This is a genomic window from Streptomyces sp. NPDC051582 (assembly GCF_040681715.1).
Classification (GTDB): Bacteria; Actinomycetota; Actinomycetes; order Streptomycetales; family Streptomycetaceae; genus Streptomyces.
Map to the genome: position 1 here is coordinate 75153 of NZ_JBFAZJ010000013.1, position 18795 is coordinate 93947.

20 protein-coding genes are annotated in these 18795 nt (G+C 73.1%); 11 read left to right on the forward strand and 9 right to left on the reverse strand.

Annotated elements, in window-relative coordinates; translation table 11 throughout:
• Positions 1–28: 28 nt before the first annotated feature.
• From AB0M92_RS18565 to AB0M92_RS18575, 3 genes are all read right to left on the reverse strand, one after another.
• Positions 29–820, reverse strand: coding sequence for an SGNH/GDSL hydrolase family protein (locus AB0M92_RS18565; protein WP_366103268.1), 792 nt, complete (start codon positions 818–820; stop codon positions 29–31).
• 70 nt (positions 821–890) lie between these two features.
• Positions 891–1916, reverse strand: coding sequence for a hemolysin family protein (locus tag AB0M92_RS18570; RefSeq protein WP_366103269.1), 1026 nt, complete (start codon positions 1914–1916; stop codon positions 891–893).
• A complete protein-coding gene (locus AB0M92_RS18575) occupies positions 1913–3262 on the reverse strand; it encodes a hemolysin family protein (RefSeq protein ID WP_366103270.1) in 1350 nt (449 codons plus the stop codon). Before AB0M92_RS18575 ends, AB0M92_RS18570 begins: the two co-directional genes overlap by 4 nt.
• 206 nt (positions 3263–3468) lie before the next feature.
• On the opposite strand from AB0M92_RS18575, the gene AB0M92_RS18580 reads away from it, so the two are divergent.
• The gene (locus tag AB0M92_RS18580) at positions 3469–3891 is read left to right on the forward strand and encodes a GNAT family N-acetyltransferase (RefSeq protein ID WP_366103271.1); all 423 of its coding nucleotides are present in this window, start codon (positions 3469–3471) and stop codon (positions 3889–3891) included.
• 35 nt (positions 3892–3926) lie between these two features.
• Here AB0M92_RS18580 and AB0M92_RS18585 read toward each other — a convergent pair whose 3' ends face one another.
• Positions 3927–4592 carry a class I SAM-dependent methyltransferase gene (locus AB0M92_RS18585; protein WP_366103272.1) on the reverse strand — a complete coding sequence of 222 codons (666 nt, stop codon included), beginning with the start codon at positions 4590–4592 and terminating at the stop codon, positions 3927–3929.
• A 187-nt stretch (positions 4593–4779) separates the two neighbouring features.
• Between AB0M92_RS18585 and AB0M92_RS18590 the strand changes: the two genes are divergently transcribed.
• Positions 4780–5409 (forward strand): hypothetical protein, encoded by a 630-nt coding sequence (locus AB0M92_RS18590; RefSeq protein ID WP_366103273.1) that lies wholly within the window; start codon positions 4780–4782, stop codon positions 5407–5409.
• 87 nt (positions 5410–5496) lie between these two features.
• Here the strand turns inward: AB0M92_RS18590 and bioD are convergent, their stop codons facing one another.
• The 3 genes from bioD to bioB are packed head-to-tail and all read right to left on the reverse strand — an operon-like array spanning position 5497 to position 8777.
• A complete protein-coding gene (gene bioD, locus AB0M92_RS18595) occupies positions 5497–6216 on the reverse strand; it encodes a dethiobiotin synthase (protein ID WP_366103274.1) in 720 nt (239 codons plus the stop codon).
• Between the two features lies 1 nt (position 6217).
• Complete coding sequence (locus tag AB0M92_RS18600) at positions 6218–7531, reverse strand: adenosylmethionine--8-amino-7-oxononanoate transaminase (RefSeq protein ID WP_366103275.1); 1314 nt, start codon at positions 7529–7531, stop codon at positions 6218–6220.
• Positions 7524–8777, reverse strand: coding sequence for a biotin synthase BioB (gene bioB, locus AB0M92_RS18605; protein WP_366103276.1), 1254 nt, complete (start codon positions 8775–8777; stop codon positions 7524–7526). The genes AB0M92_RS18600 and bioB overlap by 8 nt, the downstream gene beginning before the upstream one ends.
• A gap of 156 nt (positions 8778–8933) precedes the next feature.
• Between bioB and AB0M92_RS18610 the strand changes: the two genes are divergently transcribed.
• Positions 8934–10106 carry an 8-amino-7-oxononanoate synthase gene (locus AB0M92_RS18610; RefSeq protein ID WP_366103277.1) on the forward strand — a complete coding sequence of 391 codons (1173 nt, stop codon included), beginning with the start codon at positions 8934–8936 and terminating at the stop codon, positions 10104–10106.
• Between the two features lie 4 nt (positions 10107–10110).
• Here the strand turns inward: AB0M92_RS18610 and AB0M92_RS18615 are convergent, their stop codons facing one another.
• Positions 10111–10341, reverse strand: coding sequence for a DUF397 domain-containing protein (locus AB0M92_RS18615; RefSeq protein WP_366103278.1), 231 nt, complete (start codon positions 10339–10341; stop codon positions 10111–10113).
• 12 nt (positions 10342–10353) lie between these two features.
• The gene (locus AB0M92_RS18620) at positions 10354–11241 is read right to left on the reverse strand and encodes a helix-turn-helix transcriptional regulator (RefSeq protein WP_366103279.1); all 888 of its coding nucleotides are present in this window, start codon (positions 11239–11241) and stop codon (positions 10354–10356) included.
• A 196-nt stretch (positions 11242–11437) separates the two neighbouring features.
• On the opposite strand from AB0M92_RS18620, the gene AB0M92_RS18625 reads away from it, so the two are divergent.
• The 8 genes from AB0M92_RS18625 to AB0M92_RS18660 all read left to right on the forward strand — a co-directional run bounded on the left by AB0M92_RS18625 (position 11438) and on the right by AB0M92_RS18660 (position 18759).
• Entirely contained in the window at positions 11438–11887 is a 450-nt protein-coding gene (locus AB0M92_RS18625) for an ATP-binding protein (protein WP_366103280.1), read from the forward strand.
• A 383-nt stretch (positions 11888–12270) separates the two neighbouring features.
• Complete coding sequence (locus AB0M92_RS18630) at positions 12271–12573, forward strand: urease subunit gamma (protein ID WP_048476832.1); 303 nt, start codon at positions 12271–12273, stop codon at positions 12571–12573.
• 14 nt (positions 12574–12587) lie between these two features.
• Positions 12588–12899: an urease subunit beta gene (locus tag AB0M92_RS18635; protein ID WP_030860667.1), complete on the forward strand. Its 312-nt coding sequence runs from the start codon at positions 12588–12590 to the stop codon at positions 12897–12899.
• Positions 12892–14613 carry an urease subunit alpha gene (locus AB0M92_RS18640; RefSeq protein ID WP_366103281.1) on the forward strand — a complete coding sequence of 574 codons (1722 nt, stop codon included), beginning with the start codon at positions 12892–12894 and terminating at the stop codon, positions 14611–14613. Before AB0M92_RS18635 ends, AB0M92_RS18640 begins: the two co-directional genes overlap by 8 nt.
• Before the next feature lie 30 nt (positions 14614–14643).
• Positions 14644–15318 carry an urease accessory UreF family protein gene (locus AB0M92_RS18645; protein WP_366103282.1) on the forward strand — a complete coding sequence of 225 codons (675 nt, stop codon included), beginning with the start codon at positions 14644–14646 and terminating at the stop codon, positions 15316–15318.
• Between the two features lie 46 nt (positions 15319–15364).
• Positions 15365–16051 carry an urease accessory protein UreG gene (gene ureG / locus AB0M92_RS18650; protein ID WP_366103283.1) on the forward strand — a complete coding sequence of 229 codons (687 nt, stop codon included), beginning with the start codon at positions 15365–15367 and terminating at the stop codon, positions 16049–16051.
• Between the two features lie 119 nt (positions 16052–16170).
• The gene (locus AB0M92_RS18655) at positions 16171–16899 is read left to right on the forward strand and encodes an urease accessory protein UreD (protein WP_366103462.1); all 729 of its coding nucleotides are present in this window, start codon (positions 16171–16173) and stop codon (positions 16897–16899) included.
• Positions 16900–17094: 195 nt separating this feature from the next.
• A complete protein-coding gene (locus AB0M92_RS18660; RefSeq protein WP_366103284.1) occupies positions 17095–18759 on the forward strand; it encodes an alpha/beta hydrolase in 1665 nt (554 codons plus the stop codon).
• Positions 18760–18795: the final 36 nt, after the last annotated feature.

An 18795-nucleotide genomic window follows, 5' to 3' on the forward strand; every position in this document is an offset into this window, starting at 1 on the left:
TCGGGACCCTGCCCCGGATTGTGCCTTGCTACGAGAGCGGCTCGCCCGCGCTGACCTCGTACGGCAGCAGCTCCGGGCGCTTGGCCGGGCGGCCGTCCCCGGAGGAGCGGCCCGTCAGCCGGCGGCCGACCCACGGCAGCAGGTGCTGCCGGGCGAAGCTCAGGTCCTGCGAGCGGCGCGAGGCCCAGCCCGGCGGCACGGCGGCCGGGAGTTCGGCGCGCCAGTCCTGCTCGGGCGGCAGGCCCAGCGTCTGCCAAACCGCCTCGGCCACCCGGCGGTGGCCCTCGGCCGTCAGGTGCAGCCGGTCCACGTCCCACATCCGGGGATCGGCCAGCACGCCGGCCCCGTACAGGTCCACGACCAGGGCCCCGTGACGGGCGGCGAGCTCCTCGATGATGACGAAGACCTCCTCCATGCGCGGCCGGAAGCGGTCCATCACCGGCCCGTTGCGCCCCGGCGAGCGCATCAGCACGAGCGTCTTGCACGTGGGGGCCAGCAGCCCCACGGCCTCCTCCAGGTACCCGCGCACCCTGCCCATGTCCACCTTCGGCCGCAGCGCGTCGTTCAGACCGCCGACCAGCGTCACCACGTCCGCGCCCATCGCCGCCGCGACCGGGGCCTGGTCCTCGGCGATCTGCCCGATCAGCTTCCCGCGCACCGCGAGGTTCGCGTAGCGGAAACCCGGCTCGCGCGCCGCGAGGCGGGCGGCCAGCAGATCGGCCCAGCCGCGGTAGGAGCCGTCGGGCAGCAGGTCGGACATGCCCTCCGTGAAGGAGTCGCCGACCGCGACGAAACTGGTGTAAGAGGCATTCATCTCCATGGCGCAGCGATGCTACCGCGCGGTACCCCGGCCCCGCAGGGCCGGGGGCACCGCCGCGGCGGGGGCCACCTCAGGCGGAGGCCGGCCTGCCGAACAGCTCGCGCAGCACGTCCTCCATCGTGACCAGGCCCGTCATCGCCCCGCCCGAGCCCATGACCGCCGCCAGGTGGGTCCGACTGCGCCGCATCGCGGTCAGCACGTCGTCCAGCGGGGTCTCCGCCCGTACCTGGGCGATCGGACGCAGCGCGGACACCGGGAAGGGCTCGTCCCGCTCCGGCCCGTCCGCATCCAGGGCGTCCTTGACGTGCAGGTATCCGAGGATCCCGGCCTGCGCGTCGATCACCGGGAAACGGGAGTACCCGGACTCGGCCGACAGGCGCTGCAGAGCCGCCGGCGTGACGCCCTCCCGGGCCACGACGACCCCGTCCAGCGGCAGCACCACATCGGTGACCGGCCGCCGGCCCAGCTCCAGGGCGTCGTGCAGCCGCTCGCTCGCGCGGTCGTCGATCAGCCCCGCGTCACTGGAGTCCTTCACGATCCGGGCCAGCTCGTCGTCCGAGAAGGTCGCCGCGACCTCGTCCTTCACCTCCACCCGCAGCAGACGCAGCAGGAGGTTGGCGAAGGCGTTGATCGCGAAGATCACCGGCCTGAGCGCCCGGGTCAGGGTCACCAGCGGCGGACCGAGCAGGAGCGCGGTGCGCACCGGCTCGGCCAGGGCCACGTTCTTCGGCACCATCTCGCCGAAGAGCATGTGCAGGTAGGTCGCCAGTGCCAGCGCCACCACGAACGAGATCGCGTGCGTCAGCCCGGAGGGCACCCCGACGAGATCGAACAGCGGGGTCAGCAGGTGCGCGATGGCCGGCTCGGCCACCACACCCAGCACCAGGGTGCACAGGGTGATGCCCAGCTGGGCCGCCGCCATCAGCGCCGACACGTGCTCCAGCGCCCACAGCACGGCCCGGGCCCGCCGGTCGCCCTGCTCGGCGTACGGCTCGATCTGGCTGCGCCGCACCGAGATCAGCGCGAACTCCGCGCCGACGAAGAAGGCGTTGACGACCAGGGTCGCCAGGCCGATCAGCAGTTGGATGACGGTCATCGGGCCCCCTCCTCACCCTTGTCCGACGGCTCCTGTGCCGGGTCGACCGGGGCGTGCAGCAGCACCCGCGCGGCCCGCCGGCCGCTCGCGTCCTGCACGTCGAGCCGCCAGCCGGCCAGCTCCATGCCGTCGCCGACGGCCGGGATCCGGCCCAGCTCCGTCGCTATCAGCCCGGCGAGGGTCTCGTACGGGCCGTCCGGGACGCGCAGTCCGATCCGCTCCAGCTGGTCGGTGCGCACGGAGCCGTCGGCGGAGTACAGGCGGCGTCCGGAGGCGTCCGTACCGGCCGGGGCCAGGTCGGAGGTCTCGTGCGGGTCGTGCTCGTCGCGCACCTCGCCGACGACCTCCTCGACGATGTCCTCCAGGGTGACCACGCCGGCCGTGCCGCCGTACTCGTCGATCACCACGGCCATCGTCTGGCGGCCGGACAGCAGGTCCAGCAGCCGGTCCACGGTCAGCGACTCGGGTACCAGCAGCGGGTCGCGCAGCAGCCGGGAGACGGGGCGGCGGTGGCGTTCCTCGGCGGGCAGCGCGAGCACGTCCTTGATGTGGACGGTGCCGACGACCGTGTCGAGGCTGCCCCGGTAGACGGGGAAGCGGGACAGGCCGGTCGCGAGCGTCGCGTTCGCCACGTCCTCGGCGGTGGTCTGCACATCGAGGGCCGTGACCTGGACCCGCGGGGTCATGACGTTCTCGGCGGTCAGGTCGGCCAGGTTCAGGGTCCGCACGAACAGCTCGGCGGTGTCCTTCTCCAGCGCGCCCGCCTTCGCGGAGTGCCGGGCCAGCGCCACCAGCTCCTGCGGGGTGCGCGCGGAGGCCAGCTCCTCGGCCGGCTCCATGCCGAGCCGGCGGACCATGTGGTTCGCCGTGGTGTTCAGGTGGCTGATGAACGGCCGGAACGCGCGGGTGAAGACCCGCTGCGTGGTGGCCACGCGTTTGGCGATGGCCAGCGGGGAGGAGATCGCCCAGTTCTTGGGCACCAGCTCGCCCACGACCATCAGGACGACGGTCGACAGCACCGTGCCCAGGATCAGGGCGGTGGAGGAGGCGGCGCCGGCGGACAGCCCCAGGGCCTCGAAGGGGCCCTGGAGCAGAGCGGCGATCGAGGGCTTGGAGATCATGCCGATGACCAGGCCGGTCACGGTGATGCCGAGCTGGGCTCCGGAGAGCTGGAACGTCAGGCTCCGGACGGCCGCGAGGGCGCTCTCGGCTCCGCGCTCTCCCCGCTCGGCGGCCTGTTCGAGCTCACTGCGCTCAACGGTGGTCAGCGAGAACTCGGCCGCGACGAAGGCCCCGCAGGCAAGGCAGAGCAGCAGCGCCACGAGGAGCAGGAGCACTTCGGTCATCGGTCGGTCACCTCCGTCCCATGATCAGCCAGGAGGAGGGGTGTCGCGCGACGTCGGGTACTGGGGGGCTCGCCCATGGGCGGACGCTCACACCTTTCGTTCGGGTCGGTTCCGGGTCGGCCGACTGCTGGTCACCATAGTAAAGGAAAGGCAAAGAGGCCGGATCATCCTTTTGGCGGAGCGCAACCGGATGATGGGATCCGGCCATGAGTGATCTTCACATCGGTCCCGCGGCCGCCGCCGATCTCACCGCCGTGCTCGACTTCTGGAAGACGGCCGCCGAGGGAACGAGTATCAGTGACGACCTCGCCGGGGTCGAGCGCCTCCACGCCCGCGACCCGCACGCCCTGCTGCTCGCCCGGCGCGAGGGAGAACTGATGGGCACCGTGATCGCGGGCTTCGACGGCTGGCGCTGCCACCTCTACCGGCTCGCGGTGCATCCGGACCACCGCCGCCGCGGCATCGGATCCGCGCTGCTGGCCGCCGCGGAGGAGCGGTTCCGCGAGCTCGGCGGACGGCGCGCGGACGCGATGGTGCTGGACCGCAACGAGCGGGCGCAGGGGGCGTGGACGGCGGGCGGCTACCACCCCGAGGACCACTGGACGCGCTGGGTCAAGCCGCTGGCCTGAGGGTCGGCCGAGAGGTGGTGCAGGACCTTCGCGGGTTACGCGGGACCGCGGCGTGCCGTACCGATCACGCAGTACGAGGTCGGAAGCGCCGGTCCGCGCTCCGGCAGCCGGAAGGCGCGGCACGAGGTGACCCGGAAGCCGGCGGCCTCGATCGCGGCGACGGGCTCCCGGGCGGTGTGGCACCCGCCGAAGAGGCGGGGCCAGACGGTCCGGTCCAGCGTCCGCTGGACGGCGGCCATGCCGGCGGCGGGCGCGCGGCCGTGCTCGAAGAAGCGCAGCTCGGCGTCCGGGCGCAGCACGCGGTGGAGCTCCGAGAGCGCGCGCGGCAGGTCCCGTACGGTGCACAGCACCAGGGAGGCCACGGCGGCGTCGAAGGCCTCGCTCTTCACGGGAAGCGCCTCGGCGACCCCCGGCACGAGATCGACCGGGACCTCGGCGCGCAGGGCGGCGTCGGCCGCGAGCCGGCGAAGACGGCGCTCCGGTTCGACGGCGACGACCTCGGAGACGGCGCGCGGGTAGTGGGCGAAGTTCAGGCCGTTGCCCGCCCCGATCTCGATGACGCGGCCCGACACCCCGTGCAGGAGCTCGCGGCGAAGACCGCGTACGCCGCCGCGGGCGTCGGCGGTGGTGCTGAGCCGGGCGTAGAACCGGGCGAAGAGCGGATGGTCGACGGAGTCCGGGTCGCGGTGCGGTGAGGGCATGGCGGACCTCCGGGTGAAGAGCGACGGGTGGGCGGGCCTGCCGGGCGTGTTCCCCGCCCGGGCGCCCCGTAACCGGTGCCCGCGGGTGACCGGCGCCCAACCCGCCCTCTGAGTACGCGTACTCATGTGCCCGGCGCCGCGCGGTGATGACAATCGGCTGATCGCAGGATTCGAGAGCGGAGACCCCGTGACCTCCCGTACGACCCCCGCCGGTGCGGTGCTGCTCGCCGCAGGACTGCTCGTCCTGACCGCATGCGGCACCAAGGTGCCCGGGAGCGCCGGGGCCGGGGCCGGGGCCCCGTCCCCGCTCCCGTCCCTGAGCCCGACTCCGGACTACGCCGCCCGGGCGGCGGCCGCGGTGGCCCGCCACGACGAGCTCTTCCCCGCGGTGGCCGCGGCGTGCGCGGGGAAGCCGACTGCACTCCCGAGCCGGTCGGCCGCACCGGACGACCTGCCCACGGACCCCGAGGCGCGCAAGTACGCGGAGAACCACGCGTACAAGCAGCAGGGCACTCTCACGCCCGCGGACCAGTGCCGGGGCGACGCGCACGCCGCCCGGATCAACGCGGCGCTGGGCGGCTCCGACGGGAAGGGCGCACCGCGGACGGCGCAGGAGCTCGGCGCGCTGCTGACCGGGATGGGCTACAAGCCGGAGACCGCGGACGTGTACGCGTCGAGCACGGGCGACCTCTCGTTCGTCCTGGCGATCCCGGAGAGCGGGCCGTGCGTGACGGGTCGTCTGACCCCGCCGGTGAGCGTGCGGGCGCACGCCGTCTACATGGAGGGCGGATGCAACGAGCCCCGTGGCGGCCACTGACGATCGAGGGGCCCGGCCTGCGGATCGGGGCCCCGGCCCGCCGGCCGGGGGCCGCTGACCCGTCGGCCGGGCCCCCGGGCGCACCGCTCAGGGCTGCCAGGCCGTCAGGAAGGACTCCGGCGACCACGAGCCAGAGAGGTCGGCGCAGAGCCACGTCGGGGCCGCCTCGCGGAAGGACTCCGGGGACAGGGAGCCCGAGGCCTCGGGTACGACGCCCAGCAGCGGGAGCCCCGAGGACGACGGGAGGTCCGCCAGGTTGCAGCGGCAGGCCAGGTCCGGCTCCGCCGGCCAGCTGCCGATGACCACGCCCGGCGCCGCCAGGCCCCGCGCCCGGAGGGCTTCCGCCGTCAGCGTCGTGGAGTTGAGGGTGCCCAGCGCCGGCGGGGCGACCACCAGGACCGGTGCGTCGAGCAGGCGGGCGGCGTCGGCCAGGGTGTGGCCGGCCTCGTCGAAGCGGACCAGCAGCCCGCCCGCCCCCTCCACCAGGACCAGGTCGTGCGAGCGGGACAGCTCCCGCGCCGCGTCCGCGATCTCCTGGGGGGAGAGCGTCGCCAGCCCCGCCCGGCGGGCCGCGGTGTCCGGGGCCAACGGCTCCGGATAGCGGGCCAGTTCCACCGCCGTGACCGAGGGCCCGGCGAGGCGGACCACCTCCGCCGCGTCGCCCGGAGCGCCGGGCTCCATGCCCGTCTGAGCCGGCTTCAGGACCGCCACCGAGCGGCCCGCCGCCACCGCGGCGGCCGCGAGCGCCGCCGTGACCACCGTCTTGCCGATCTCCGTGCCCGTGCCCGAGACCATCAGTACCGTCATGTCAGCCCTCCTGCGCCGCCGCGCACACCGCGCGGCAGATGCGGGCCACGTCGGCGTCGCCCGTGACGAACGGTGGCATCACGTAGATCAGGTCGCGGAAGGGACGTACCCACACGCCTGCGCGGACCGCGGCCCGGGTCGCCGCGGCCACGTCGACCTCGTGCGTCAGCTGGACCACGCCGATCGCGCCCAGGACCCGTACGTCCCGCACACCGGGCAGCTCGCGCGCCGACGCCAGGCCCTGCGACAGGCCCGCCTCGATGCGCTTGACCTCGCGCTGCCAGTCCTGCCCGAGGAGCAGGTCGATCGAGGCCAGCGCCACGGCCGTGGCGAGCGGGTTGCCCATGAAGGTCGGTCCGTGGGCCAGGATCGGAACGGCGCCCCGGGAGATCCCGTTCGCCACCCGCTCCGTGCACAAGGTGGCGGCCAGCGTCAGGTAGCCGCCGGTGAGGGACTTGCCGAGGCACATCACGTCCGGAGTGATCCCGGCGTGGTCCGCCGCGAACAGGGCGCCGGTGCGGCCGAAGCCCGTCGCGATCTCGTCCAGGACGAGCAGGACGTCGTACTCGTCGCACAGTTCGCGCAGCACCCGCAGGTACCCCGGGTTGTGGAAGCGCATGCCGCCCGCGCCCTGCACCACCGGTTCCACGATCACCGCGGCCAGCTCGTCCGCGTGCGCGGCGAGCAGGGAGCGCAGGTGGTCGACGTACGCGGGGTCCACGGGCGCGTCGAACCCGCTCGGCGGGACGTCCGCGAAGAGCTGCTGGGGGAGGATCCCCGACCAGAGCTCGTGCATGCCGCCCTCGGGGTCGCAGACGCCCATCGGCGTCCAGGTGTCCCCGTGGTAGCCGCCGCGCCAGGTCATCAGCCGGTTCTTGCCGGACCGGCCGATGGAGCGCCAGTACTGCAGGCACATCTTCACCGCGACCTCGACCGAGACGGATCCCGAGTCGGCGAGGAAGACGTGCTCCAGACCGGGCGGGGTGATCTCGACCAGCCGGGAGGCGAGGCGGACGGCGGGCTCGTGGGTGAGCCCGCCGAACATCACGTGCGACATCCGGCCGAGTTGGTCGGTCACGGCCTCGTTCAGCGCCGGGTGGTTGTACCCGTGGATCGCCGACCACCACGAGGACATGCCGTCGACCAGCTCGTCCTGCCCCTGCGAGGGCTCGGCCAGCCGCAGCCGGACGCCGGAGGCGGAGGAGACCACCAGCGGCTCCTGCCGCCCCGGCATCGGACCGTACGGGTGCCAGACGTGCTGCCGGTCCAGCGCGAGCAGCTCCGCGGCCGGCAGCGAGTGGTGCTGATCAGGCATTGGGGGCGAGGTCCGTTCCCGCGCCCCGGCGGCGGACCGCCACCAGGTCCGGGCGGACATCGCCCGCCGGAGCCTGGGCGGGGCCGGATGCCGCGGCCGGCTCGGGTGCCGACGCCTGCGCCGGGACGGCCTCCTGCCCGTGGCCCGAGCAGCCGCCGCACGCGGAACCGCAGCCCGCCTCGGCGGCCGAGGAGCCGCACGGGCCCTGGGCCGCCGCGTTCCGGGCGGCGGCCAGCGCGTCCGCACGGTGCGCCGGCAGGGTCGTCGTACCGGCGCCCTCCACCTCGAAACCGGCGTCCGCGATCATGTCGAGGTCGGCCTGGCCGGCCTGGCCCTCACTGGTGAGGTAGTCGCCGAGGAAGATGGAGTTGGCGATGTTCAGCGCGAGCGGCTGCATCGAGCGCAGGTGCACCTCGCGGCCGCCGGCGATCCGGACCTCCACGTCGGGGCAGACGAACCGGACCATCGCCAGGATCCGCAGGCAGCGCTGCGGGGTGAGGTTCCACTCCTTGGCCAGCGGGGTGCCCTCGAAGGGGATGAGGAAGTTGACCGGCACCGAGTCGGAGTCCAGCTCGCGCAGCGAGTAGACGACGTCGACCAGGTCTTCGTCGCTCTCGCCCATGCCCGCGATCAGACCGGAGCAGGCCGACAGGCCCGCCGCGTGCGCCTTCTGCACCGTGTCGACACGGTCCGCGTAGGTGTGGGTCTTGGTGATCTGGCCGTACGTGGCCTCGGAGGTGTTGAGGTTGTGGTTGTAGGCATCGGCACCCGAGTCCTTCAGACGCTCGGCCTGGCCGTCCGAGAGCAGACCGAGGCAGGCGCAGACCTCGACGCCCTCGTTCTGCTCCTTGATCGCCTCGATCGTCTTGCCGACCCGGTCCACGTCGCGGTCCGTCGGGCCGCGGCCGCTCGCCACCAGACACACGCGCTTGGCTCCGCCCGCGACACCCGCCGCGGCCGCCTGGGAGGCCTCCTCGGGCTTCAGCCACGTGTACTTGAGGATCTCGGCCTTCGAGCCCAGCCGCTGGGAGCAGTAGGAGCAGTCCTCGGGGCAGAGGCCGGATTTCAGGTTGACCAGGTAGTTCAGCTTGACCCGACGCCCGAACCACTGGCGGCGCACCTTGCCGGCCGCGGCCACCACGTCGAGCAGTTCGTCGTCAGAGGTCGCCAGTACGGCGAGCGCCTCTTCGCGGGTCGGCAGCTCGCGCCGCAGCCCCTTGTCCACCAGGGTGTTCAGCAGGTCCATGACGCCGATCCTGGACTACACGAGCACTCCCGGCCAAGGAGAGATCGCACAACATGGCCGGAACGGAGTGTGTGGATCGCCACACCTGACACTCAAGTGACGGCCGTTAGGGTCAGGCAGGTCTGTGGACTGCCGACAAAAAACGAGGACCCGCCGATGAGCCAGCACAGCCCCGAGCCCGATGACGTGTTCGCCTGGATCGACGACGCGGAGCTGGCCCGTGAGCAGGCCGGACTCGTCCGGACGCTGCGCCCCCGCCCGGCCGCCTCGCCGCTGCTGGACCTCGCGAGCAACGACTACCTCGGCCTGTCCCGGCACCCGGAGACCGTACGCGGCGCCCGTGAGGCCGCCGAGCGGTGGGGGGCGGGGGCCACTGGATCACGCCTGGTGACCGGTACGACCGAGCTTCATGCGGAGCTTGAGCACGAGCTCGCGCAGTTCTGCGGATTCGAGGCCGCGCTCGTGCTGTCCTCCGGGTACGCCGCCAACCTGGCGGCCGTCACCGCGCTCAGCGACCGCGGCACCCTCGTCGTGTCCGACGCCGGCAACCACGCCTCGATCGTCGACGGCTGCCGGCTCTCGCGCGCCGCGGTCGAAGTGGTGCCGCACTCCGATCCGGAGGCCGCGCGCAAGACGCTCGCCACGCACGAGGGCCGGGCGCTGCTGATCAGCGACTCGGTGTTCTCCGTGGACGGGGACGCCGCTCCGCTCGCCGCGTACGCCGCCGCCTGCCGGGAGCGGGGCGCGGCCCTGGTCGTGGACGACGCGCACGGGCTGGGCGTCCTGGGCGAGGGCGGCCGAGGAGCCCTGCACGCCGCCGGACTCGCGGGGGCGCCCGGGGTGGTCGCCACCCTCACGCTCTCGAAGTCCCTGGGCAGCCAGGGCGGGGCCGTGCTCGGTCCGGCCAAGGTGATCCGGCACCTGGTCAACACGGCGCGGACCTTCATCTTCGACACCGGGCTGGCGCCGGCCGCCGCGGGTGCGGCACTGGCGAGCCTGCGCCTGCTCCGGCGGGAGCCGGAGCGCGCCGGCCGGGCCCGCGAGGTGGCCGACCGGCTGTACGGACGGCTCACCGCGTCCGGCCTGACCGCGGCCCGGCCGGACGCGGCCGTGGTGTCGGTACGGGCCCCGTCGGCTTCGGCGGCACTGCGCTGGGCCGCCGACTGCCGCGAGGCAGGTCTGTCCGTGGGGTGCTTCCGTCCGCCGTCGGTGCCGGACGGCATCTCCCGGCTGCGGCTGACCGCACGGGCCGATCTCACGGGGGACGAGATCGACCGGGCCGTCGAGACGATCCTGAGGACCGCCCCCGCCGGTGCCACGGACCGCTAGGGCCTCACGCGAGTACGTCCGCGCCGGCCCGTACGGCTGCGAGGAAGCCGTCCCAGGCCGGCCCGGTGAAGAGCACGGCCGGGCCGTCCGTCCGCTTCGAGTCGCGGACGGCCAGCAGGCCGCCGCCACCGAGCACGGCGGTTTCCACGCAGTTGTTCATTCCGGTGCTGCGGCTGCTCCGCCGCCACCGCGCGCTGATCAGAAGTCCGCTGGTGGAGAGGGGGGTTGCGGACACGGGGGTGCCTCCTTACGCGTCGTCAGCGAGTGAGCTGATGAGATCCGACGAGTCCTGGGGCGGTAGGGCGTGCGCCTGGATGGTGCGGAATGCGGCGCTGTACGCCTCAAGGTCTTCCTTCCGCTCCAGGTAGAGGCTACTCGTCAAATGGTCGAGTACCACCACATCCAGATCGGCGATGTTCGGAAATGAGAAAATTACGAACGGTCCTGTCAGGCCGAGATGACCCCCCACGCTGAACGGCAGTACCTGCAAACGCACTTGCGGCAACCGGGCCACCTGCACCAGATGCCGCAACTGCGCCGCCATCACCCCGGGCCCGCCGATCTGCCGCCGCAGCACCGCCTCGTCCAGCACCGCGCTGAGCTCCAGCGGCGGATCCGCCCGCAGCACCGACTGCCTCGCCAGCCGTACGTCGACCAGCGCGTCGACCTTGGGCTCCGGCAGCCCGCCCAGCGCGGCCCGGGTCACCGACCGCGCGTACTCCGGGGTCTGCAACAGGCCCGGAACCACCGACAGCTCGACCGTACGGGCCGAACGGGCGCTCGCCTCCAGGCTGATGAAGTCCCGGTACTCCTGGGGCAGCAGGCCCCGGTAGTCGTGCCACCACTGGCGGCCGCGCCCGGCCTCGCCACCGCCCGCCCCGGGTCCCGCCGCCGAGGCCGACAGGGCCTCCAGCAGCGCCCGCTGCTCGGGGCTGACGACCTTCGCGTACACATCGAGGAGGAGGCGGATGTCCTCCGGTTTCACGCCACTGCGCCCTGTCTCGATGCGGCTGATTTTCGACTGGTGCCACCCCGCGATCCGGGCGGCCTCACCACTGGTGAGTCCGGTCCGGTCGCGCAGGGCGCGCAGTTCCTCGCCGAGCTTGCGCCGACGCACCGCGGGACCGTGCTGCATACCCGCCTCCTTCCACCGGCACAGCTCGCACCAGTCTGCCGTCCAAATACGCTCTTCCGTAGCAGAGTTCACCGCATTGAGCGACAGATATATGCATATCTTGGGGGAACGGCCGCGCCGACGGGACGATGGGTGGCACTCTGGCGTCCAGCACAGATCCGGGGCGGTTCGCCCCGGTGGGAAAGGGACCGTCGCCATGGCAGACCACCAGGAAGCATCCGTCACTCTGCCGAGCGATCCCGCCTCGGTCGCCACCGCCCGCCGCTACGTCGCGGAGGTGCTCGGTGAATGGGGACTGCCCGACGAGACCGACACCGCCGACAGCGTGCGGCTGATCGTCTCGGAGCTCGCCACCAACGCCGTCCAGCACACCTTCGGCCAGTCGCCGACCTTCACCGTCGACGTGCGTCTGGAGCGCGGGGAGTGGCTGCGCGTCGGGGTGACCGACAGTCACCCGCGCTGGCCCCGGCGACTCCCGGCCGCCGTCCAGCAGGACAACGGCCGGGGGATGGTCATCATCCGCTGGCTCACCGCCGAAGCGGGCGGCCGGCTCACCGTCAGCCCCACCGAGGACGGCGGCAAGACCGTCTGGATCGCCCTTCCCTGGCCCGTCGGGGCCCCCGTGGAGAGCATTTCGGGCTGTTGACCTTCCGGCCCTCTGGCCCTCTGGCCCTCTGGTCCTCTGACTCTCCGGCCCGCTGCCCCTTGAGGCCTTGACCCGCCTGACCCGCGCTCAGCCCTGCCCGCGCTCCGCGGCACCGCGCCCGGGCGGCCGGGGAGTTGGACCGGGTGCTTCCCCGAAACGTGGGTTAACGCGGCGGAAAAGCGCGCCGTCTAGCGTGGCGGGCGCGACGTTCCGTCAATGATCACCCATCCTTCGGCAAAGCGGCGGTGGTCGGGAAGGAAAGCCTTCCCCTGCATTGGGCAAGAGACGCTTGGCTCGGATATACGCAGGTCAACAAAGTGTTGAAGGCGGCTAGGGTCGGCCCGGCGCGACGCTGATCTGGTCCCGGAAACTTGGTGATACGAGTGCAACTGACACCGCACGAGCAGGAACGACTGCTCATCCACGTGGCCGCGGACGTGGCCGAGAAGCGCAAGGCGCGCGGCGTCCTCCTCAACCACCCCGAGGCGGTCGCCCTGATCACCTCGCACATCCTCGAAGGGGCCCGCGACGGGCGGACCGTGGCCGAACTCATGGCATCGGGCCGCACGGTGCTCGGGCGCGCCGACGTGATGGAGGGGATCCCCGAGATGATCCACGACGTCCAGGTCGAGGCGACCTTCCCGGACGGAACCAAGCTCGTCACCGTCCACGACCCGATCGTCTGAAGGGGAGAACCCGCATGATCCCCGGCGAAATCGTCCACGGGGACGGCCCGGTGCGCCTCAACGAGGGCCGGCCCGTCACCCGCCTCACCGTACTCAACGCCGCCGACCGGCCCGTCCAGGTCGGCTCCCACTACCACTTCGCCGAGGCCAACCCCGGCCTCGACTTCGACCGCCCGGCCGCCCGCGGGCTGCGGCTCAACATCGCCGCCGGCACGGCCGTGCGCTTCGAGCCGGGCATCCCGGTCGCGGTGGAACTCGTACCGCTCGGCGGGCTGCGCACCGTACCGGGCCTGCGCGGGGAGACCGGGGGGCCGCTCGATGGCTGAGCTCGACCGGCGCGCCTACGCCGACCTCTTCGGGCCGACCGCGGGCGACCGCATCCGGCTCGCGGACACCGACCTCTTCGTCGAGATCGAGCAGGACCTCAGCGGCGGACCGGGACGCTCCGGCGACGAGGCCGTGTTCGGCGGGGGCAAGGTGATTCGCGAGTCGATGGGCCAGGCCCGCACCACGCGTGCCGAGGGCGCCCCCGACACCGTGATCACCGGGGTCGTCGTCCTCGACCACTGGGGCATCGTCAAGGCCGACGTCGGCATCCGCGACGGCCGCATCTGCGGCATCGGGAAGGCCGGCAACCCCGACACCATGGACGGGGTGGATCCCGCACTCGTGATCGGCCCCGAGACCGAGATCATCGCGGGCAACGGGAAGATCGTCACGGCGGGCGCCATCGACGCCCACGTGCACTTCATCTCGCCGACCGTCATCGACGAGGCCCTTGCCTCCGGCATCACCACCCTCGTCGGCGGCGGCACCGGCCCCGCCGAGGGGAGCAAGGCCACGACCGTCACCCCCGGACCCTGGCACCTCGCGCGGATGTTCGCCGCCCTGGAGTCCTACCCCGTCAACATCGGCCTGCTGGGCAAGGGCAACACCATGTCCCGCGAGGCCATGCACTCGCAGCTGCGCGGCGGCGCCCTCGGCTTCAAGATCCACGAGGACTGGGGGGCCACCCCCGCCGTCATCGACGCGTGCCTCACCGTCTGCGACGAGACCGGCGCCCAGGTCGCCATCCACACCGACACCCTCAACGAGGCCGGATTCGTCGGCGACACCCTCGCCGCCATCGCCGGGCGGACGATCCACTCGTACCACACCGAGGGGGCGGGCGGCGGGCACGCACCCGACATCATCACCGTGGTCTCCGAGCCGAACATCCTGCCCAGTTCCACCAACCCGACCCGGCCGCACACCGTCAACACCATCGAGGAACACCTCGACATGCTGATGGTCTGCCACCACCTGAACCCGGCCGTCCCCGAGGACCTGGCCTTCGCAGAGTCCCGGATCCGGCCCTCGACCATCGCCGCCGAGGACGTCCTGCACGACCTCGGCGCGATCTCCATCATCTCCTCCGACTCCCAGGCCATGGGCCGCGTCGGCGAGGTCGTGATGCGCACCTGGCAGACCGCCCACGTGATGAAGAAGCGGCGCGGCTTCCTGCCCGGCGACGGACCGGCCGACAACCACCGCGCCCGCCGGTACGTCGCCAAGTACACGATCAACCCCGCCGTGGCCCAGGGACTCGCCCGCGAGATCGGCTCGGTGGAGACCGGCAAGCTGGCGGACCTCGTGCTGTGGTCGCCCGCCTTCTTCGGGGTCAAGCCGGAAATGGTCGTCAAGGGCGGCCAGATCGCCTACGCGCAGATGGGCGACGCCAACGCGTCCATCCCGACCCCGCAGCCCGTGCTGCCCCGTCCGATGTTCGGCAGCCACGGCCGGGCCCCCGGGCTGAACTCCCTCAACTTCACCGCGCAGGCCGCGCTCGACGACGCGCTTCCCGAACGGCTCGGACTCGGCAAGCAGTTCGTGGCCATCGAGAGCACCCGAAAAGTGGGCAAGACAGACATGCGCAACAACGAGGCCATGCCGCGGGTCGAGGTCGACGCCGACACCTTCACCGTCACCATCGACGGCGAGGTGGTGGAGCCCGCGCCCGCCGCGGAACTGCCCATGGCCCAGCGATATTTCCTCTTCTGACATGGGAGCGCTACCGACGGGCGCCGCCCCGTGAGCCTCGCCGCCCTGCTCGTCCTCGCCGACGGACGGTTCCCCGCCGGGGGCCACGCCCACTCCGGCGGGGCCGAGGCGGCCTGCAAGGCCGGCCGCATCCACGACGCCGCCACCCTGGAGGAGTTCTGCCGCGGCCGGCTCCACACCGCCGGACTCACCGCCGCCGCGCTCGCCGCGGCCGCGGCCCTCGCGCTCGACCCCGCGGTCCTCGACGCCGCGGCCGACGCCCGTACGCCCTCGCCCGCACTGCGCACCGCGGCCCGGAGGCTGGGCCGCCAGCTGCTGCGCGCCGCCCGGGCCACCTGGCCCGCCGCCGAACTCGACGCGCTCGCCGCGGCCTTCCCTCGGGGCGCGCACCAGCCGGTGGTGCTCGGGCTGACCGCCCGCGCGGCCGGGCTCGGGCCGCTGGAGGCCGCGCACGTGGCGGCGTACGAGAGCGTGAGCGGACCGGCGACGGCGACGGTACGGCTCCTCGGCCTCGACCCCTTCCAGGCGAGCGGGGTCCTGGCGAGCCTCGCCCCCGAGCTCGACGCCGTCTCGGCCAGGGCCGCGCGGGCAGCGGACCGCGCCCGCCGGGACGGCCCGGACGCCCTGCCCGCGGCCTCTTCGCCGCTGCTCGACATCGCGGCGCAGGCCCATGCCGACTGGCCGGTACGGCTGTTCGCCTCCTGACCGGCCCCCTCGCCCTTTTCGACCACCTCCACGACCGGAGATCCCCATGCACCTCGACCACGGCGTGACCTACCCCCAGCGCCACACCCACGGCGCCGAGCCGGTACGGGCGGACGGCTCGCGCCGCGCCCTGCGCATCGGACTCGGCGGACCCGTCGGCTCCGGCAAGACCGCCACCGTCGCCGCACTCTGCCGCGCCCTGCGCACCGAGCTGTCCATGGCCGTCGTCACCAACGACATCTACACGCGCGAGGACGCCGAGTTCCTGCTGCGCGAGGCGGTGCTGCCGCCCGAGCGGATCAGCGCGGTGGAGACCGGCGCCTGCCCGCACACCGCCATCCGCGACGACATCTCGGCCAACCTGGAGGCGGTGGAGGAGCTGGAGGAGACGGTCGGTCCGCTCGACCTGATCCTCGTCGAGTCCGGCGGCGACAACCTCACCGCCACCTTCTCGCGCGGCCTCGTAGACGCCCAGATCTTCGTCATCGACGTGGCCGGCGGCGACGACATCCCGCGCAAGGGCGGCCCCGGGGTCACCACCGCCGACCTGCTCGTCGTCAACAAGACCGACCTCGCCCCCTACGTGGGCTCCGACCTGGACCGGATGGCCCGCGACGCCGCCGAGCAGCGCGGCGAACTCCCGGTGGCCTTCCAGTCGCTGCGCGGCACCGAAGGCGTGGCCCCGGTGGCGGCGTGGGTGCGCGAGCGGATCGCCGCCTGGGCCGCCCGGTGAGTCTTACGGTGGCCGGCGCGCCTCCCGCCGCCCTGCCGGCCCCGGCTCCGCCCGGCCCGGTCCGGCCGGCCCCGCCCGAGCCCCCCACGACGCCGGCCGGGGTACGGGCCACCGCCCGGATCGCCGCCGTCGCCGACGGCCGGGGCGGAACCGCCCTGCCCCTGCTGGCCGGGGAGGGACCGCTGGCGCTGCGCCGTACCCGGGGCGCGGGAGCCGAGGCCGGCGTGATGCTGGTCGGCGCGATGAGCGCCCCGCTCGGCGGGGACCACCTCACCGTGGAGGCCGCCGCCGGTCCCGGCGCCCGGCTCGCCCTGGCCTCCGCGGCCGCCACCCTCGCGCTGCCCGGCCGCGGGGGCGAGCCCGCGCGGTACGACGTACGGCTGACGCTGGCCGAGGACTCGGCGGTGCGGTGGCTGCCGGAGCCGCTGGTCTCCGTGCGCGGCAGTGACCTGCGGGTGCGCACCCGCGCCGAACTCGCCCCCACGGCCCGGCTGCTGCTGCGCGAGGAGCAGGTGCTGGGCCGGTCGGGGGAGGAACCGGGCCTGCTGCGAAGCCGGCTCACCGTGACCCGGGGCGGGATCCCGCTGCTGGACCAGGAGCTGGCCTGCGGACCGGGCGCGCCCGGCGGCTGGGACGGCCCGGCGGGGCTCGCCGGCCACCGGACGCTCGGTCAGCTCCTGGTCGTGGACCCGGCGTTCGCCGGATCGCCGCCGGCCGCCGCCGTACTCGGGGAGTTCGCGGCCGTCACCCCGCTGGCGGGTCCCGCCGTCCTGGTGACGGCCCTGGCGCCGGACGCCTTGCGGCTGCGCGAGGTACTCGACGCGGCGTGTCGCACGTATGGCTGGTAACAGCTGAGCGAACCTGGGAGGAATGGGACACCGCTCAGCGGTACACGCCTTTCCGGTTATCGGGTTGGCAAAGAACGCGACCTCGCTCTGTTGTCAGGTGTTGGTCAGGCGAAAGGATCCCCCTGTTCGACCGACCGACCCGACCGACCCGACCCGGCCTTCTCCGGCCGGGTCTGACGCAGGGGGAACAACCACGTGATACGCACTGCAGCGCTGGGGAGCGCTGCCACTCTGATCACCGGAGCACTGGCCGCGGGCCTGCTGCTGGCCACGCCGGCAGCCGCGGCCCCGTCCAGCCAGAACAGCGGGTTCCCGGAGGCGCTGGGCGTCCAGTTGGCCGCCGCCCGCGCCGCCGCCACCGGGGTCGAGTGGAAGGACTGCCCCGCCGACTGGGGCTTCGAGGCCCCGATCCAGTGCGGCTGGGTCAAGGTCCCGCTGGACTACTCCAAGCCGTTCGGCAAGACCATCGACCTCGCGGTCGACCGGATCGGCAGCACCGGCACGAAGGAAGAGCGCCAGGGCGCGCTCGTCTACAACCCGGGCGGCCCCGGCGGCTCCGGCATGCGCTTCCCGCGCCGGGTCACCACCAAGAGCCCGCTGTGGGTCAACACCTCCAAGGCGTACGACTTCGTGGGCTTCGACCCGCGCGGCGTCGGCCACTCCGCCCCGATCTCCTGCATCGACCCGCAGGAGTTCGTCAAGGCTCCCAAGGCCGACCCGGTCCCCTCCAGCGAGGCGGACAAGCGCGCCCAGCGCAAGCTGGCCGCCGAGTACGCGGACGGCTGCAAGGAGCGCAGCGGCGAGATGCTGCCGCACATGACCACGCCGAACACCGCGCGCGACCTGGACGTCATCCGGGCCGCGCTCGGCGAGAAGAAGCTGAACTACCTCGGCGTCTCCTACGGCACCTACCTCGGCGGCGTCTACGCGACGCTGTTCCCGACCCACGTGCGCCGCATGATCGTCGACAGCGTGGTCAACCCGGACACCGACAACATCTGGTACGAGGCCAACCTCGGCCAGGACGTGGCCTTCCAGATGCGCTGGAACGACTGGCAGGACTGGGTCGCCAAGAACGACGGCGTCTTCCACCTCGGCAACACCCGCGCCAAGGTCGAGGCCAAGTGGCAGGAGCTGCGCGCCAAGGCCAAGGCCAACCCGCTGGGCGGGGTCGTCGGCCCGAACGAGCTCATCGGCTTCTTCCAGGGCGCCCCGTACTACGACTCCTCATGGGTCCCGGTCGCGCAGGCGTTCAGCGCCTGGGCCGCCGGTGACGAGAAGCCGCTGATCGAGGCGATCTCCCCGGACATGTCGGACACCGCGGGCAACGCCGCGTCCGAGAACAGCAACGCCGTCTACACCGCGGTCGAGTGCGCCGACGCCAAGTGGCCGACCAGCTGGGCCAAGTGGGACCGGGACAACTCCAAGCTGCACGAGAAGTACCCGTTCCTGACCTGGTCCAACGCGTGGATGAACCTGCCCTGCGCGACCTGGAAGGCCAAGCAGAGCAACCCGATCGAGGTCGGTGCCAAGCGCGGCCTGCCGCCGGTCCTGATCGTCCAGTCCGAGCGTGACGCCGCCACTCCGTACGAGGGCGGTGTCGAGATGCACCGCCGCCTGGCCGGTTCGCGTCTGATCACCGAGCAGAACGCCGGCTCGCACGGTGTCACCAGCCTGGTGAACCCCTGCATCAACACCCGGGTGGACGCCTACCTGCTGACCGGCAAGGTCGACGCCAAGGACGTGAAGTGCGGTCCGCACGCCACTCCGGTCGCCCCGGCTCCGGCCGCCGCCCGCTCCCTGGAGAAGGCTCCGGCCTCGGCGCTTCCGGCGCTGGAGGAGCTGCCCGCCGTCCGCTAGGACGGTAAGGGGCCCAAGCCCGGCCGGCCATGCGTG